This window comes from Streptomyces sp. NPDC017890 (assembly GCF_044328675.1).
In the GTDB taxonomy this organism is placed as follows: Bacteria; Actinomycetota; Actinomycetes; order Streptomycetales; family Streptomycetaceae; genus Streptomyces.
Genome location: NZ_JBIRHU010000007.1, coordinates 196,637 through 213,448 on the forward strand (window position 1 = coordinate 196,637; position 16,812 = coordinate 213,448).

The window sequence follows — 16,812 nt, forward strand, 5'->3', positions numbered from 1 at the left end:
GTGCCGGGTGCCGGTGGGGTCGGTGGAACTGGAACCGCCGTGGGGCGGATGTGCCGAAAGTCGCGGCGGACACGTGCCGGGGCAGCCCTTGCACCCGACTGCGGCTGGTCCGGCCACTCACCGGGGCGTAACCGCATCGTCGGTCGCGGCGGGCCGGATCATGCGATGCGGTAGGGGCCGGCGGCCGTCCGGTTCAGGGCGAGTCCGTGGCCCGGTTCGCCGGAGGCGCCGGGCGTGACGTTGCCGCCCCGCGGGTCGAGCGTGCCGTGGAACAGCATGTTCTCGATGCGGACATGGTCGTGGAACCACTCCAGGTGACGGGTGTTGGGCACGGCTGCGGCGACGTGGGCGTGCAGGTGCGGGGCGCAGTGGCCAGAGATGTGCAGCCCGAGCCCTTCGGCCACGGCGGCGGCGCGCAGCCAGACGGTGATGCCGCCGCAGCGGGTGACATCGGCCTGGAGGCAGTCGACGGCCCCCGAGGCCGCCATCCGGGCGAAGTACGGGAGGTCGTAACCGTACTCGCCCGCGGTGACGTCGGCGGCGACGGCGTCGCGCACTTCGCGCAGGCCGGTCAGGTCCTCGGAGGAGACGGGTTCCTCCAGCCAGGTGACGCCCGAGTCCGCCATGGCCGCTGCCACGCGTACGGCCTGCTTGCGGGTGTAGCCGCCGTTCGCGTCGACGTACAGTTCGGCGGTGTCGCCCACGGTACGGCGGGCCAGCGCAGTGCGGTGCAGGTCGCGGGCCTCCTGGCGGCCCCAGGACTCGGCGACCTTGATCTTCACCCGGTCGATGCCCCGGTCGGCCCAGCCGCGCAGTTGCTCTACGAGCTGGGCGTCGTCGTACGTGGTGAGGCCGCCGCTGCCGTACACCGCTACCTCGTTGCGGGCGGCGCCCAGCAGACGCACGAGCGGCAGGCCCAGGAGGCGGGCTTTGAGGTCCCACAGCGCGGTGTCGACGGCGGAGACGGCGCCGGCGGCGATGCCGGGCCGGCCGGCGTTGCGCAGGGCGCGGCTCATCCGGTCGTTGGCGGCGGGGACGTCGAACGCGTCGTGCCCGACGACGAGGTCCGCCAGCTCGTGCTCGACGACGGGGGCGGTGGTGGGCGAGCCGTAGGTGAAGCCGAGACCCGTCACGCCCGCCGCGACGGCCTCGACCAGCACTATCGTGGTCGTGTCCCAGGTCAGGGTCGCGTCACCGCCCGGCAGATCCGTGGGGATCCGGTAGACGGAGACGGCCAGGTTCTCCACGGCCGGGCTGCCGCGGGGAACCTGACCCGGTGATGCCGCCTGGGTCACTTGTTCCCTTCGGTGCTGTCGTGCGGGCCGGCGCCGGGGCGGTCGTCGCGGTGGCGGCTGCCGGGCAGCATCTCCTGGACCTTGGCCTTGAAGCCCTGCTTCACCATGGAACCGCGGTCGCTGTCCCCCTTGAGGATCGCCGTGGCCGCTGCCTCGATCTGGTCCAGCTCGGCGTGCGGTGGGATCGGCGGGACGGCCGGGTCGGTACGGAAGTCGATGACGAAGGGCCGGTCGGCGGCGAGGGCCTGGTCCCAGGCGGCCTCGACGTGCTTGGGTTTCTCCACGCGGACGCCGTCCAGGCCGAAGGAGCGCGCGATGTCGGCGTAGGGCAGGTCGGGGATGTGCTGGGACTCCTCGAACTGGGGGGCGCCGGACATGGCGCGCATCTCCCAGGTGACCTGGTTGAGGTCGCCGTTGTTGAGTACGGCGACGATCAGCCGCGGGTCGGACCACTCGTGGTAGTACTTCGCCGCGGTGACCAGCTCCATCATGCCGTTCATCTGCATGGCGCCGTCGCCGACCAGGGCGATGGCGGGCCGGTCGGGGTGGGCGAACTTGGCGCCGATGGCGTACGGCACGCCGGGTCCCATGGTGGCCAGGGTGCCGGACAGGGAGCCGCGCATCCGGCCGCGCAGCCGCAGATGGCGGGCGTACCAGTTGGCGGCGGAGCCGGAGTCCGCGCTGAGGATGGCGTCGTCGGGCAGCTTGCCGTCCAGGGCGTGGACGACGTACTCGGGATTGACCGGGTCGGCGCTGACGGCGGCGCGGCGCTGCATGACCTCCCACCAGCGGGCGACGTTCTTCTCGGTCTTCTCCCGCCAGGCCCGGTCCTCCTTGCGGTGCAGACGGGGCAGCAGCCGTTGCAGGGTCTCGCGGGCGTCGCCGACGAGGTTGACCTCGTTGGGGTAGCGCAGGCCGATCATGTGCGGGTCGATGTCGATCTGCACGGCCCGCGCCTGGTCCAGCTCCGGCATGAACTGCGTGTACGGGAAACTGGAGCCGATCATCAGCAGGGTGTCGCACTCCTGCATCAGCTCGTAGGAGGGGCGTGTGCCCAGCAGCCCGATGGAGCCGGTGACGTAGGGCAGGTCGTCGGGCAGGGCGTCCTTGCCGAGCAGGGCCTTGGCCACACCGGCGCCCAGTACGTCGGCCAGCCGCTCGACCTCGGCGCGGGCGCCTCGGGCGCCCTGTCCGATCAGGACGGCGACCTTCTCGCCGGAGTTGAGCACGTCGGCGGCCCGCTGGAGGTCCTCTTCGGCGGGAACGGGCGCGTAACGGCCCAGTCCGAGGCTGGAGGGCACCATCTTGAAGGAGTGCGTGGGCGGGCTGTAGTCCAGCTCCTGCACATCACCGGGCAGGATGATCGCCGTCACGGTGCGCTTGGCGTACGCGGTACGGAAGGCCCGGTCGATCAGGTTCGGCAGCTGCTCGGGGACCATGGCCGTCTCGCAGAAGTCCGAGGCGACGTCCTTGTAGAGGCTGGCCAGGTCCACTTCCTGCTGGTACGAGCCGCCCATCGCACTGCGGTTGGTCTGTCCGACCAGGGCCACGACGGGAACGTGGTCGAGCTTGGCGTCGTAGAGCCCGTTCAGCAGGTGGATCGCGCCGGGTCCGGACGTCGCCGCGCACACCCCGACCTTTCCGGAGAACTTCGCGTAACCGACGGCCTGGAAAGCGGCCATCTCCTCGTGCCGGGCCTGGACGAACTTGGGTTTGTTGTCCGCGCGTCCCCAGGCGGCCAGCAGCCCGTTGATGCCGTCTCCCGCGTAGGCGAAGACGTGGTCGACGCCCCAGTCACGCAACCGCTGGAGAATGTAGTCGGACACCTTCGTGCTGGCCATGCAAGCTCCGTTTCTGATCGCGATAGTGAACGGCTGTCCCCGGCGTCGGGACGCGTGGGGGCACGACATCCCATGGGTAACCGCCCGGCTGCACGGGAAACGTCGCCCCCGTGGGGCCCGGCTCGGTCGCGCGGGCGTCAGCCGAGGGAGGCGAGCAGGTCGTTGCACGCCTGTTCGCAGCGGCGGCACGCCTCGGCGCAGACGCGGCAGTGCTCGTGCCGCTCGGCGTGGCTCGCGCACTCGTCACCGCAGGCTTTGCAGACGGTGGCGCACGCCGTGAGGACGGCCCGGGTGATGTTGGCGTCGTAACCCGTGTGGCGGGTCAGGACGGCGGCCGTCGCGGCGCAGATGTCGGCGCAGTCGGCGTCGGTCCTGATGCACTTGGCCAGCCCGGCAACCATCTCCTCCGACAGGCAGGCGTCCGCGCACGCCGTGCACGCTTGAGCGCAGGCGACGCACTCCTCGATGCAGAGGGCGAGCTTGTCACGGTCCACACCGCCCAGGTCGGCGGGGTAAGCGGCGAGCATGTCCCGGATCACAGTGTTCATGCGGACTCCAGTGAGTGCGGTGGGGTTCGGAGCGCGGGTGGGCCCTGACCCTTGAGGCGTAACACCGGACAACTCTGGACAAACCCGTCCGCACGCGAAGGCCCCCGGGGCTGCGGGCCCTCCCCGTCGGAGAGTGGGCCCGGAGACGGTGTCTCCGGTCCTCGCCCGGGGCGTGGCGGTGGCTCCAGCAGGCCGGCGGCGACAGTGTGTTCCGGGCTTCCCGTCCTCATCAGCCACCAGCAGGCCCAGACCCCTCTCGACGAGGGCGACGGACGGACGCGGACAGTCCCCTCCCGAGGGGAACCCGCCGTGGCGGCGTACGAGGGCCCGGGCCGCGTGCTCCGGTTTCCGTTGCCCGGCGGGAGCGCACCGCCCCCTGACGGGCGCGGAGGGCGCAGTCGGCGGTATGGAGCGCACGACCGGCGTACCGCTGACCGGTCCGAGGGAAGGCCGCCGGCGGGAGGCTCACCCGCCCAACGGTGCGGAACTCACACGGGCGTCGGCGTGCGCTCGCTCGTCGTCCGCAGGTTCCGTACGGCGAAGCCGCTGCGCACTCGCGCCGGGATGCGCCGCAGGGAGATCCTCAGGTCCTGGTCGGGGACGGTGTGTTCGAGGCCGGCAAGACGAACTGCCAGAGCCTCGAGCAGCCCGATGGTCAGCCCTTCCCCGGGGCAGCGGTGACCGGTGCGTGGCTCGCCGCCGCCCTGCGGGACCAGTTCGTCACGCTCGACGGCGTGCTCGAGGAACCGCTCGGGGCGGAAGACGAACGGGTCACCCCACAGCTTCTCGTCATGGTTCTGGCCGAAGACGTCGAGCAGCACCATCCCGCCGGCCGGCAGCGAGACGCCACGCCAGGAAAGGTCGCGGACGGCGAGGCCGCCGAGGAACGGCACGAACGGGTAGAAACGGCGCACCTCGTGCACGAACGCGGCGGCGTAGGCAGTGCCGCCGCCGCGCAGCCGTTCCCGCTGGTTGGGCTGCAGATGCAGCGCGTGCGCCGTACAGGCGACGAACCAGCAGACCGCGACGGTGGGGCGGACGACGTTCAGCAGCTCGACGGCGGCCGTGTGCGGGGAGAGCAGTTCGCCGTCGGCCTCGCGGTGCTCGCACACAGCGGCGAGCACCGACCCGTCAGGGGCGGCTGCCCCGCCGGAGCGCACGCCCTCTACCAGCTGGGCGAAGCGCTGTTCCCGGCGGCTCCGGGCACGCCGCGCACGCCAGTGCCGGGGCCCGGCGGTGGCGAAGCCGTCGACCATGGCGACCAGGTCACGGGCGAGGTCCTCCGTTCCCCCGGCGCCGTCGTCGAGCGGCACGCCCGCCCAGCGGCACACGCCGCGGGTGAGCACCACGCTCGCCGCGTCGAACAGCACGACCTGCTCCGCCCCGCTCCACTCGCGGACCGCGTCGTCCCACGCGGCGGTCACATGTTCGACCAGGCCAGCGATCCGGTCGGGGTGCAGCAGCGGCAGGAAGAACTCCTTGCGGGCGCGGTGTGCTTCGCCGTCGAGCGTGTGGACGGCGTCATGACCGAACAAGGTGCTCAGCACAGGCCCCGGCAGGGCACCGTCGCGGCGTACGTTCTCCTCGTCGTAGAAGAACCGCACCGCTTCCGGCCCACGCACGACGAGCGCCGGCTTGCCCAGCACCCGAGTACGGGCCACGCCGTCGGGACGTTCGCGCAGCAAACCGGGCAACCAGTCGTACCCCTGGACGAGAGCCGGCAGGGAGCGGTCGATCAAGGGCGCGGTCGGCATCTGCATGGGCACCGGGTGCCCTCGCCCGGAGCCGGGACACGTGGTGGTCGATACACGAGGGGTGAACAGTGAGACGCCGGGGGCGTGGGTCGGCCGATCCCCCTGCGCGTGGGCTGAAGCGAGCGCTGTGCCTGCGCGCCGGTGACATCGTCACCGCCGATCGGAGCACGCCCCGAAGGGTGGGCGTTGTGGGAGACCTGGGCCGGTCACCGGTCACCCCGGTCGAGCTCGACGCCCACTGGCACTTCTGACGGACGATCGCCCGGCGGCAGCGCATCGGCGCCCTCCCCACCGACCGCACCGGGCTCGCCTCGTGGGCGACCGGTGGGGAGCGGGCCAAGTACGCACCGAGCCCGAGACCCGCAAGGGCTGGATCGCCACCCTGAGGGAGATCCAGAGCCGCAACCCCCAAGTCGTCGTCGCGTCCCACCGCAAGGCCGACGCCGTCAACGACGCCAGCCCGCTGGCCAAGACCATCGAGTATGTCGAGCTCGGCGACAAGCTGCTGAGCGCCGACCCACGCCCGAGCCTGGCCGATTTCGTCGCCCAGATGGTCGAGGCCGACCCGACCCGCGCCAATGTCACGACGCTGATCTACGGCGGCGCCGTCCAGGGCCTTAAGTGACACCACAACCGGGTCGCGTCGATCCGGGCGGGAGACGGGGATTGCCGACCTGAACGCGGCCGAAGGGAAGTGTGGTGCTTTCGCCGTGGCGGAGTCGCTGTGCCGGCGTCTGCTGGGTGCTGGTGGACCACCGGAACGAGGTGTGGAGCTCCCTCCGGGCGAATCCGGGATGTGTGATGAGCTGTGAGACTTGTTCGGGGCGAGCCCCACGGAACCCGTGGAGGGCTTGCCACGGGTCTCCGACCAGAGTGTGCGCGGTGAGGCGAGCGCCGAGGGCCCCCAGTACCCGCGGCGGACCCGCCGCGGCCCGTGGAATGAGCGGAGCGAGTAACTCTCATTCCTCATCGGTGAGTTCATGACGGCATGCCACGCCGCCGGAATCCGCCATCTGGCGGCCTGTGAAGACGGACCCTAGATGGCGGCCCCGGCTTCGAGGTCGAAGGGGACACCTGTGAGCTGCTCGCTCTTCGTCCACAGCCGCCTGCCCTCCGCGGGGTCATCGGCGCCTGTGGGGAGTTTGGCGGTTTTGGGGGTGCCGGAGGTCTGGTCCCGTCCGGCGGGGCCGATGAACGTGCCCGACTGGACGTACGGGCTGGTCGCCGCGTACAGGGAGGGCCAGGCGGCACCCTCGGCCGAGCCCATGAGCAGGCGTGCGGCGATCGGGGTGACCATGCGGCTCAGGGTGCCGTTGCCGTGCTGCTGCAGGCCGGTCATCGCCGACCCGGGGTGGACGACGAGCGCCTCGACGGGGCTGCTTGCGGTGCGGCGCGCGAGTTCGAGGGTGTAGACGACGTTGGCGCGCTTGGACTTGGCGTACGCGCCCATGGGGCGGTAGCTCTTTTCGCTCATCAGGTCGTCCAGCCTGCCCATCGGCCACCGCGCCGCGATGGCGCTGACGGTGACCACGCGCGGTGCGGACGAGCGACGCACGGCGGGCCAGACCTGGGCGTCGAAGGCGAAGTGGCCGAGGTGATTGGTGCCGACCGTCATCTCGAAGCCGTCGTGGGTGGTCCGACGCTCGGGCAGGTTCATCACGCCGGCGTTGTTGAAGAGCAGGTCGACCGTCTCGGTCTCGGCGATTCGGGTGGCCGCGTCGCGGACGCAGGAGAGGTCGGAGAGGTCGAGCACGAGCGTGTCCGTCCGGGCCTCGGGGGTCGCGGCGCGTATGGCCTCCGCGGCCTGGTCCAGCTTGGTCCGGCTGCGGCCGGCCAGGATGACGCGGGCCCCGTGCCGGGCGAGCGCGCGGGCGGTCTCGAGTCCGATCCCGCCGTTCCCGCCGGTGATCAGCGCGGTGCGGCCGGTCTGATCGGGGATGTCATCGGGAGTCCAGTGGTTCACCGTTGTCACGTTCCTCGGATTCGTTGGTGTGTGCTCGGTCGTGCGGGGCTCGGCTGCTTCGTGCTGCCGAGCTGGAAGGGCATGCCGGGGATGTCATCGGCGAAGGCGGCTTCGGCGACGACCTCGATGACGTCCAGGCGCATGCCGCTGGAGGCGCCGGCGGCCCTGGGTCGCCATGAACTCTCTGCTGCACAGGCGTCGGTCCTGGTGTGCAGCCCAGGACGCTGCCACCTTTTCAGACCAGTGGTCTGTTCGCCTGTGACCCAACGTAGAAGACCACCGGTCTGATGTCAAAGGACCGGCAGTTTGTAACCTGAGGGCATGACGAACTTCCAGCGCGCGCGCAGTGAGGAGCAGCGTGAGATACGGCGCCAGGCCATCCTCGACACCGCCGCCGCCATGCTCGAGGAGATGTCCATCGGCGAGATCAGCCTGAACGAGCTGAGCCGCCGCGTCGGACTGGCGAAGTCCAATGTGCTGCGCTACTTCGAATCGCGTGAGGCGATCCTGCTGGAGTTGCTCGACCGGGCCTGGCGGCAGTGGGCGGCCGACTTGCCTGCCCTCGTGCACGCCGGCATCGACCAGGACGCTCCGGTGAGCCGGCGTGCAGAGCAGTTCGCCGCAGTCATCGCGGGCTCCCTCGCCGGGCGCCGGGTCCTGTGTGACCTGCTGAGCGCGCAGGCGGGCGTACTGGAACACAACGTTTCCCCGCAGGTGGCCGCCCGCTACAAGCACGCGGCCGTGGCCAACGTCGCCGACATCGCGGCGTTGGCCCACCAGCACCTTCCTGAGCTGGGCGACAGCGCGCCGCAGTTGACCGCAGCCCTGATCATGGCCGTCGGCGCTGTGTGGACACACGCACGGCCCTCCCCGGCGATGCTCGCCGCCTACGAAGCCGACCCCTCACTCACCGCGTTCAAGCTGGACTTCGTGACTGCCCTGCAGGAGATGCTGGCCACGCTCACCGCGGGGACCATCGCCCGCGCCTCCGCCTGAGCCCGTCCGGGAAGCAACCTTGGGCCGGCCCCAACCGCGCCCGTCCGGGAAGCAACCGTGGGCCGGGCGCGGTGGCCGGAGCACGGCCATCCCTGAGAAGGCCTCGACACGAATCCGGTTGAGTCGGAGCATTTGATCGGTCCGACGTAGACCGTCGGGCCTGTCCTGTGCCGTGCGTTCCGGACGCCGGACGAACCGGCGAAGGTCTGCTGCTTGTTGTCTCTGTGGCCCGGCTTGTCGGCAGGTACTGGGCGATTTCGGTGCCGGCTCAGGCGAGGTCAGCCGGCCTGCGGCTCCAGTGCGTGTGAAGGACCGCGCCGACGGTGGACGGGCGGGGGCGCGCCGGAGGACTGTCTGCCGTCCTGTGTCCGTGGGAGCGCCCGGCATTAGAGTTCCCCCATGAACAGGCAGGCCCCGACGCTGGAGGATGTCGCGCGGGAGGCGGGGGTCTCCCGCGCCACCGTGTCGCGGGTCGTGAACGGCGTGCGCAACGTCGATCCCAGCATCCAGGACCTGGTCCGCAGCGCGATCGAACGGACGGGGTACACACCGAACCGCGCAGCGAGGACGTTGGTCACCCGGCGCACCGGAACCGTGGCCCTCATCGTCTCCGGCGCAGGCGACACCTTCGCGGGCCGCGTGTTCGCCGACCCGTTCTTCGGCCGTGTCGTCAACGGCGTCGTGGGGTATCTCCGGGCTCGCGCGATGCAACCGGTGCTGCTGTTCGCCGAGTCGGAGACGGCGAGGAAGCAGGTCGTCGACTACGTGCGGCAGGGCAGTGCGGACGGCGCGCTGGTGGTCTCCGTGCAACCGGACGACCCGCTGCCGGACATGCTCCTGGCGGCCTGTGTCCCCGCGGTGCTGTTCGCACGTACGGCCCGGACGACACCGGTCGGTTGCGTCGATCTGGACCACTACGCGGGGGGACGCCTGGCGGCAGAGCATCTCCTGGCTCGCGGCTGCCGCCGTATCGCGGCGATCAGCGCTCCGCCGGATCTCAGGGCCGGCCGGGAACGCCTCGCCGGGTTCCGCGACGCCCTGGCTCGCGCCGGGCACGACCGCCCTCCGGCGGCCGAGGGTTCCTTCACCCTCGACAGCGGGGCGACGGCCATGGCCGCACTGCTGCGGGACCACCCCGCGGTGGACGGCGTGTTCGCGGCCAACGACCTGATGGCCCAGGGCGCCTGCCAGGTCATGCGGGAACTGGGCAGGCGCATACCGGAGGACGTCGCCGTCGTCGGGTTCGACGACTCGAGCGTCGCCGTGACGTGCAGGCCACCGCTGACCACCGTGCGCCAGCCGGTGGAGGACATGGCGGCGGCCATGGCCAGGATGCTGGACGAGCAGGTCCAGGGCACCCGTACCGAACCTCGCACCCTGGTTTTCGCACCGGAACTGGTCGTACGCGAGTCCGCCTGACCCGGCGATCCTTCCGCAGGGCGGACACCACCGGCCCTGCCGCCGGGCGTGCCGAGAGGCAGGGCCGGGCGGCGGGCACCGGGTGCCCGCCGGGGTCAGGCGAGGGACTCCCGGTGGGCACGGATGATCTCCGCGTACCGCAGGCCGCTCGTCCTGACGGTCCGCACCCTGGGTCGCGCAGTCGACGCGGACGGGTGACGCGGTCGCCGAGGCGGCGGGCCACGACGGAGGCGTAGTCGGCGAGGTGTTCGGCGGTGTCGCGCACGGTCCAGCCGCCGCGGTAGCTTGCGCCTGCCTCACAGGGGGCGCATGGTGGAAACAGGAGTGACTCTGGCGGCCAGCGGACTCACATTCACCGGCCTCTGAATCGTCAGAGGAGGCACGATGGTTACTCTTTCCAACGTGCGTTTCGGCAAGCGCAATGACGAGGTGAAGGCAACCCAAGCCGCTCTTGTCGCGATGGGTATGAGCCTTCCCTCGGGCGCCACCGGATTCTACGGCGAGCAGACGAAAGCGGCCTACGCTGCGTGGCAACGCACGCTGGGGCTCACCGGCCCGGCCGCTGACGGTTTTCCCGGATGTTCGTCACTGAAGAAACTCGGTGAAAGAGCCGGGTTCGTCGTGGACTGCCGTCATCCCGGGGCGATCCCCAAGATTTCCGTAGGCTTCTCGCAGAACGAGGGCGTTCCCGCCGACAAGGACACGGCCCGTGCGATCGCCGAGCAGGCCTGCGACGTGACCGGCGCTCCGAGGAGTTGGGTGACGGGAGTCGGTAACGGAGCGAACCTGCTGACTCTCATGTTCCGTGAGTCCTCCTTCAGGTCGAACGCCGTGAACCAGAACGATGTGAACGCGACAGGTCCGGTGCAGACGGACGGTGCCAGGCTCAACTGCTCACGCGGCTATGCCCAGGTCATTCCGGATACGTTCGCGGAGAACCACCAGGCGGGGACATCCGTCCGGATCTACGACCCGGTGGCGAACACCGCCGCAGCAATCAATTACATCTGGCGTCGGTACGGGGATGTCTCCCGTGTTCAGCAGGCGAACCCGAACCGTGATCCGGCGCCTTATTGAGAGGAGATGAGCCATGCCTGCGCAGGCACCGTTCCCAGGAACGGAATTCTTCCACAAAGGACAACGCAGTCCCCTGATCGCCGCGATGGGCCGACGCCTGGTGGCGGAGAAGTGCGGCAAGTACCGGACGGGCCCTGGTCCCGAGTGGACCGAGGCCGACCGGCAGTCGTTCGCCGAGTGGCAGCGCAAGCTGCACTTCGAGGGAGCCGACGCCGACGGTATCCCTGGAAAGGAGTCCTGGGACCGACTTCGCGTTCCGACGACCGCGGGTTCCCCGGCCACCGGTACCCGCGTCGCGTCTCCCGTGCCGGGGCACGGCATCACGACCCCCTTCCGCAAGAAGGGGCGGCACTGGATCCTGGGCCATCACACCGGTGTGGACTACGCCGCCGCGCACGGCACGCCATGTGTCGCGGTGCGCGACGGTTCCATAGCCCGCAGTGGAAAGGACCCCAGTTTCGGCAGCTTCCTCGTGCTGCGCGTCGGCGGATTCGACTTCTACTACTGCCACCTCTCCGAAAAGACTGTGGACAGGGGTTCTGTCCGCGCCGGTCAGAAGATCGGAGAAGTCGGCTCCTCCGGGAACGCCACAGGCCCGCATCTCCACTTCGAGAAGCGCCCGGCCCGCGGCGGCTTCGGCACCCATGTGAACCCCGACTGGTAGCCGGGAACGGGACCGGCGTCGATGGACCTGCTACCGGTGGAGATCAAGGTCACCAGCGAGGGCGACACGGCGGCGGCGCTGTCCGCCCTCGGCGGGGCGAGCCGCGCGATGACGGCCGGTTCTCAGCCCCGTTCGACGCGGAGCCGTTCACGTACGGGATCGAGGAGGACTGGACGGGGGACCGCCGTGTACTGGCCGCGTCCCTGGCGCGTCGTCACGCGCCGGGGAGGTTGTCTGTCGGACGCTCCACTTGGCCCAGTTCGTAGGCGGTGAGCGCCATGGCGACCGCGGCCGCGTAGTCGTCCAAGGCGCCCGGAACGCCGCACAGGTGGGCGCTGACCGCCTCACCTGCAGAGGGCGGTGAGAATCCCCTGGGAGGAGAGGGGGGCGAGGGTGAGCGCGGCGTCTCCCGCTGCGATCCAGCCCTCACCGTGCACCGGCTGGAGGCGAACGGTGCGCAGGACACCCGACCCCCCAGGCGGAGAGGTTGCCGTGACACGGCAGGTGCCCACTGGTCAGGACGGTGTCGGCGACACCGAGGGCGCACAAGATCAGACGTGCGACCGGCACGAGGGCCGCACCGGTCCTCGGCGGACCGGTGGCGGAGTCGGCCACCAGCACGGTACGGCGGCGGAACAAGGGGCGCGGCTCAGGCCGTGTGCTCTCGACTTCCCTCCCTTCGATGCTCGCAGACCGGCCGAAGGTGCGCAAAAGGTGGGTGTGTGCTGGGGAGGGGCGTCCGGAATGTGGTGCCGCGTACCGTGGGTGGCGGTCCGCAGAGCAGTAGACCCACGAGGAGGTCCAGACGATGGGTGTGCCCGAGTTCATGCGCGCGGTGCGAATCACGGGGCACGGGGGACCGGAGGTTCTCGAGCCGGCGAAGGTGGCCGTCCCGGCCCCGCAGGCGGGAGAGGTGCTGGTCCGGGTCGGCTCGGTGGCGCTGAACAACACCGACCTGTGGACCCGCGAGGGCGCCTACGGCCGCCCGGGAGACCCGAAGACGCTGTCGGGCTGGCGGGGCCCGATCGGCTTCCCGCGCATCCAGGGCGCCGACGTGGCAGGCCGGGTCGTGGCGGTCGGCGCCGGCGTGGGCGGGGGACTCGTCGGCCGGCGGGTGGTCGTCGACCCGGCGATCTACGACACCGACGGGCCGGATGCCAACCCGGTGGGGCTGATGGGCAGTGAACGCGACGGCGGCTACGCCGAGTACGTGACGGCGCCGGCCGAGCGTGTCCACGACGTGACGGAATCCCCGCTCACGGACGACCAGCTCGCGACGCTGCCGACCGCCTATGGCACGGCGCTGGGCATGATCGAGCGCGGCCGGCTGCGGAAGGGCGAGACCGTCCTGGTCTCCGGGGCGTCCGGCGGCGTCGGCCTCGCACTCGTGCAGATCGCCCGTGCACGCGGCGCGCGGGTGCTCGCCATCAGCAGCGGACCCAAGATCGATGCGGTGCGTGAGGCAGGCGCGCATGAAGTCGTCGACCGCGCCGAAGACGTCGCCGATCAGGTTCGCGCCGTCGCTCCCGCGGGCGTCGACGTCGTACTCGACGTCGTGGCGGGCGACTTGGTGAGTGAAGGGCTGCCGCTGCTGCGTGAAGGAGGCCGGTGGGTCATCGCAGGTGCACTCGGCGGCTATGACGTGACGTTCGACGTGCGCCGCCTCTACCTGCACAACGCGCAGGTGATCGGCTCATCGATGCACACGCCCACCCACTTCGGTCAGCTCATGGACCTGGCTCGCAGGGCCGAGGTGCAGCCCGTCGTCGCCGCGGTCTTCCCCCTGGACCAGGCCGCTCGGGCGCAGGAGGAGCTCTCCCGCAGGGGGCACGTGGGAAAGATCGTCATGCACCCCTGAGTTCCGCCCGACGGACTCAGGTCCGACGGCTGATACCGCGCGTGCTGAGTAGCACCGGCGTCGGAATCCCGGTAAACCCTTCGGCCAGGGACAGCAACTCATGACTCGTGGCGCCCGGTGGCGGGCGCCACGGCGTACGGCTGGAGGGATGTGCTGTGGACGTGTCGGATTCTGCGACATCACCGGACGACGCGGGAGCCGGCCGACGGGTGAGGCCGGCCCCGGTCTCCCGTCGTGGGTTCCTGGCGGGTGCCGGGGCCGCGGTGGCGATGACCTCGTTGGCCGGCCCGCGGGCCGCCGCGGCGGTTCCCCGCACCGGCGGCAGCGACGACCTGCGGCTGGGCACGGGCACCACGTTCGGGGCACGGGTCTCGCCCGACGGCCGGTGGATCGCCCTGGACCTGTTAGGGGTCCTGTGGGTGATGCCGGCGTCGGGCGGGCAGGCGCGACGACTCACCAGCGACCTGTTCGACATCGCGCAGCCCGACTGGTCCCCGGACGGCGGCGAGTTGGTCTTCCAGTCCTACCGTGACGGTGTCTTCGACCTCTGGACCGTACGGCCCGACGGCAGCGGGCTGCGGCAGCTGACCCAGGGGCCCTTCGACCACCGGGAGCCCCGGTGGTCGCCGGACGGGCGCACGATCGTCTTCTCGTCCGACGCGTCGGGCAGCTACGCGATCCACACGTACGACGTCGGCAGCGGACGGGTCGACGTACTCGCCGACGGTCCCGGCGAGGAGTACGAGCCGGCCTGGTCGCCGGACGGCAAGCGGGTGGCCTTCGTGGTGGACAACACCCGTATCGAGGACGTGGACCGCACCACCGGCCGGCGCAGCACCCGTGCCACCGTGCCCGCGGGCCAGGTGATCCATCAGCCGCAATGGACTCCGGACGGTACCGGCCTGGTCCACCACCTGACCTACGACGGACGTTGCCACCTGATGATCGGTGACACGCCCCTGGTGGACGACCAGGAGACGTTCCCGTTCAGGGTGTCGTGGCTCGACCACGAGCGCTTCCTCTACACCGCGGACGGCCGGATCCACGTGCGGTCACGCCACGGCTCCGGCACCCGGACCATCGGCTTCTCCGCCGCCGTCACCACCCGCAGGCCGAGGTACACCAGGCGCCGGCCGGACTTCGAGAGCACCGGGCCGCGGCCGGTACGGGGAATCGGGAGCCCGGTGCTGTCCCCCGACGGTGAGCACATCGCCTTCCGCGCACTCAACGACATCTACGTCATGAAGACCGGCCGCGCACCGCGGCCGTTGACCCGCGACCACTGGTGGAAGTGCGACCCCGCCTGGTCGCCCGACGGGAAGCTGCTGGCCTATTCGACGGACCGTGGCGGGACACTCGACATCTGGATCAGGGATCTCGACACGGGCCGGGACCGGCAACTGACCGACCTCGGTACCAGGGCGGCGGTGTCGGCGGCGTGGTCGCCCAGCGGTAAGGAGATCGCCTTCCTGGACCAGGACGGCGCGCTGTGGACCGCCGACGTGACGAGCGGCGACGTGCGCCGTGTCTTGACCGCGACGTTCGAGCCCGGAAGACCCACCTGGTCCCCCGACGGCGGGACGATCGCCCTGGCGGCGGTGAAACCGTACTCGGCGAGATTCCGTGAAGGGCTGAGCCAGATCCTGCTCGTCGACCGGAGGACGGGGCAGGGCAGATACGTCGAGGCGGTGGCCGGCCGCTCGATCCAGACCCGGGGGGACGACGGACCGGTCTGGTCGCCCGACGGCAGGCGCATGGCGTTCGCGGTCGCGAGTGTCCTGTACACCGTGGACGTCGCCACGGACGGAACGCCGGTCGGGGAACCCCGGCAGATCACCGACGAGGTGACCGACGCGCCGTCATGGAGCGGCGACTCGAAGCACCTCCTGTACCTCAACAACGGCAGGCTGCGCCTGGTCCCGGCGAACGGCGGACGTCCTCGCACGGTCGCCGTGCCGCTGACGTGGACCGCCGTCCGGCCGCCGGCGCGCACGGTGGTCCACGCGGGCCGGATGTGGGACGGCGTCCGCCAGGAGATCCGGCGCGACGTCGACATCGTCATCGAAGGACACCGGATCAGGGCCGTCGAACCGCATGCCGACGGCCGCGTGGGCCGGCGCGTCGACGCGCGCGACCGGCTGGTGATGCCCGGTCTCGTCGACATGCACCACCACCGGGAGATGCAGGGCTACGCCTATGGCGACCGGCAGGGGCGGCTCTGGCTGTCCCTTGGCGTGACCACCACGAGGTCACCCGGAAGCCCCGCCTACCACATGGTCGAGGAACGCGAGGCCACCCGGTCCGGTGCCCGGATCGCACCCAGGTACTTCGCGACCGGCGAGGCGGTCGACGGGCCGCGGATCTACTACAACTTCATGCGCCCCACGTTCAGCGACGCACAGCTGAAGCTCGAACTGGAGCGCGCGAAGAGCCTGGAGTACGACCTCATGAAGTGCTACGTCCGCCTGCCGGTCATGTGGCACAAGCGCGTCGTCGCCTTCGCGCACGGCATCGGAATCCCGGTCACCTCGCACTACCACTACCCGGCCATGGCCTTCGGCGGTGACGGGACGGAACACACGGGTGCGACGAACCGCTTCGGCTACTCGCGTACCGTGACACCGCTCGGCACGGGCTACTCCGACGTCACGGCCCTCTTCGTGGCATCGGACATGGCCCGGACACCGACCCTCTTCGGCTCCACCACGCTGTACCGGGAGGACAGGTCCCTGGTCGAAGACCGTCGTGTGCGGACACTGAACCCGCCGTGGCGGACGGCCGCCCTGAGGGAGAGCGCCGACGCGGCGGGCCGGACCGACCAGACCGCGCGGCGCGCGAACCTCCGGGCACAGGTCCGGCAGGCCCTCGACATCTTCCGCGCGGGGGGCCGCGTCGTGCTCGGCACCGACGCCCCCATCGACCACGCGGCGGTCAGCCTGCACATGAACCTGCGTGCGATGGTCACCTACGGTTTCACCCCGTACGAGGCGCTGGTGACCGCGACGAGCATGGCGGGCGAGACGTTGCGCGAAGACCTGGGCCGGATCGCACCCGGGATGTACGCCGACCTCGCCGTCGTCGACGGTGATCCCCTCACCGACATCAAGGACACCGCCAACGTCGAACAGGTACTCGTGTCGGGCGTCGCGCACACCGTCGCTTCCCTGTTGCGGCCGTTCTCCGCGGCGTCGGTGGCCGGCTCCCGGAAGCCGGAGGGCACCACCGTGCTGCCTCCCGTACCCGACCACCCGGACAACAGGATGTACTGGTGGCACGGGCACGAGTACGTCGAGAAGGCACGGCACGCGTGCTGCAGCGGGTGAGAGGGGCGGTCCGGTCGGCGTTCCGGCCGGGTGTCGACAGCGGAAGCACCCGGATTCGTCTTACGGCGGCCGGG

At 70.8% G+C, this 16,812-nt stretch carries 11 protein-coding genes and 3 pseudogenes; 8 read left to right on the forward strand and 6 right to left on the reverse strand.

The window, feature by feature from the left end; translation table 11 throughout:
- Positions 1–158: 158 nt before the first annotated feature.
- From ACH4F2_RS11670 to ACH4F2_RS11685, 4 genes are all read right to left on the reverse strand, one after another.
- Complete coding sequence (locus ACH4F2_RS11670) at positions 159–1,295, reverse strand: enolase C-terminal domain-like protein (protein WP_398132525.1); 1,137 nt, start codon at positions 1,293–1,295, stop codon at positions 159–161.
- On the reverse strand, positions 1,292–3,136 hold the full coding sequence (locus ACH4F2_RS11675; protein ID WP_398132526.1) for a thiamine pyrophosphate-requiring protein: 1,845 nt from the start codon (positions 3,134–3,136) through the stop codon (positions 1,292–1,294). The genes ACH4F2_RS11670 and ACH4F2_RS11675 overlap by 4 nt, the downstream gene beginning before the upstream one ends.
- Positions 3,137–3,273: 137 nt before the next feature.
- Entirely contained in the window at positions 3,274–3,684 is a 411-nt protein-coding gene (locus ACH4F2_RS11680) for a four-helix bundle copper-binding protein (protein WP_398132527.1), read from the reverse strand.
- A 488-nt stretch (positions 3,685–4,172) separates the two neighbouring features.
- The gene (locus tag ACH4F2_RS11685; protein WP_398132528.1) at positions 4,173–5,444 is read right to left on the reverse strand and encodes a cytochrome P450; all 1,272 of its coding nucleotides are present in this window, start codon (positions 5,442–5,444) and stop codon (positions 4,173–4,175) included.
- Positions 5,445–5,751: 307 nt separating this feature from the next.
- Between ACH4F2_RS11685 and ACH4F2_RS11690 the strand changes: the two genes are divergently transcribed.
- Positions 5,752–6,063: a hypothetical protein gene (locus ACH4F2_RS11690; protein ID WP_398132529.1), complete on the forward strand. Its 312-nt coding sequence runs from the start codon at positions 5,752–5,754 to the stop codon at positions 6,061–6,063.
- 411 nt (positions 6,064–6,474) lie between these two features.
- Here ACH4F2_RS11690 and ACH4F2_RS11695 read toward each other — a convergent pair whose 3' ends face one another.
- On the reverse strand, positions 6,475–7,401 hold the full coding sequence (locus tag ACH4F2_RS11695) for an oxidoreductase (RefSeq protein WP_398132530.1): 927 nt from the start codon (positions 7,399–7,401) through the stop codon (positions 6,475–6,477).
- Positions 7,402–7,722: 321 nt separating this feature from the next.
- Between ACH4F2_RS11695 and ACH4F2_RS11700 the strand changes: the two genes are divergently transcribed.
- Complete coding sequence (locus ACH4F2_RS11700) at positions 7,723–8,397, forward strand: TetR family transcriptional regulator (protein WP_398132531.1); 675 nt, start codon at positions 7,723–7,725, stop codon at positions 8,395–8,397.
- Between the two features lie 399 nt (positions 8,398–8,796).
- Entirely contained in the window at positions 8,797–9,816 is a 1,020-nt protein-coding gene (locus tag ACH4F2_RS11705) for a LacI family DNA-binding transcriptional regulator (RefSeq protein ID WP_398132532.1), read from the forward strand.
- A gap of 163 nt (positions 9,817–9,979) precedes the next feature.
- On the opposite strand, the pseudogene ACH4F2_RS11710 reads toward ACH4F2_RS11705, so the two are convergent.
- Positions 9,980–10,096, reverse strand: a pseudogene (locus ACH4F2_RS11710) (beta-glucosidase); the annotation flags it as partial.
- Positions 10,097–10,200: 104 nt separating this feature from the next.
- On the opposite strand from ACH4F2_RS11710, the gene ACH4F2_RS11715 reads away from it, so the two are divergent.
- From ACH4F2_RS11715 to ACH4F2_RS11735, 5 genes and pseudogenes are all read left to right on the forward strand, one after another.
- Positions 10,201–10,893: a transglycosylase SLT domain-containing protein gene (locus ACH4F2_RS11715; protein ID WP_398132533.1), complete on the forward strand. Its 693-nt coding sequence runs from the start codon at positions 10,201–10,203 to the stop codon at positions 10,891–10,893.
- 16 nt (positions 10,894–10,909) lie between these two features.
- Positions 10,910–11,158: pseudogene (locus tag ACH4F2_RS11720) on the forward strand (peptidoglycan-binding protein); the annotation flags it as partial.
- 111 nt (positions 11,159–11,269) lie between these two features.
- Positions 11,270–11,557: pseudogene (locus ACH4F2_RS11725) on the forward strand (M23 family metallopeptidase); the annotation flags it as partial.
- Positions 11,558–12,365: 808 nt separating this feature from the next.
- Positions 12,366–13,415, forward strand: a complete 1,050-nt coding sequence (locus tag ACH4F2_RS11730; protein ID WP_398132534.1) for a zinc-binding dehydrogenase — start codon at positions 12,366–12,368, stop codon at positions 13,413–13,415.
- A 269-nt stretch (positions 13,416–13,684) separates the two neighbouring features.
- Positions 13,685–16,738, forward strand: a complete 3,054-nt coding sequence (locus ACH4F2_RS11735) for an amidohydrolase family protein (RefSeq protein WP_398132535.1) — start codon at positions 13,685–13,687, stop codon at positions 16,736–16,738.
- Positions 16,739–16,812 lie beyond the last annotated feature (74 nt).

What these genes read in the sequence shown, in the direction of transcription:
- ACH4F2_RS11700 (WP_398132531.1), top strand. Translation starts at nt 7,723, where the DNA reads ATGACGAACTTCCAGCGCGCGCGCAGTGAGGAGCAGCGTGAGATACGG.
- ACH4F2_RS11675 (WP_398132526.1), bottom strand. Translation starts at nt 3,136, where the DNA reads ATGGCCAGCACGAAGGTGTCCGACTACATTCTCCAGCGGTTGCGTGAC.
- ACH4F2_RS11730 (WP_398132534.1), top strand. Translation starts at nt 12,366, where the DNA reads ATGGGTGTGCCCGAGTTCATGCGCGCGGTGCGAATCACGGGGCACGGG.
- ACH4F2_RS11735 (WP_398132535.1), top strand. Translation starts at nt 13,685, where the DNA reads ATGACCTCGTTGGCCGGCCCGCGGGCCGCCGCGGCGGTTCCCCGCACC.
- ACH4F2_RS11715 (WP_398132533.1), top strand. Translation starts at nt 10,201, where the DNA reads ATGGTTACTCTTTCCAACGTGCGTTTCGGCAAGCGCAATGACGAGGTG.
- ACH4F2_RS11705 (WP_398132532.1), top strand. Translation starts at nt 8,797, where the DNA reads ATGAACAGGCAGGCCCCGACGCTGGAGGATGTCGCGCGGGAGGCGGGG.
- ACH4F2_RS11685 (WP_398132528.1), bottom strand. Translation starts at nt 5,444, where the DNA reads ATGCAGATGCCGACCGCGCCCTTGATCGACCGCTCCCTGCCGGCTCTC.
- ACH4F2_RS11680 (WP_398132527.1), bottom strand. Translation starts at nt 3,684, where the DNA reads ATGAACACTGTGATCCGGGACATGCTCGCCGCTTACCCCGCCGACCTG.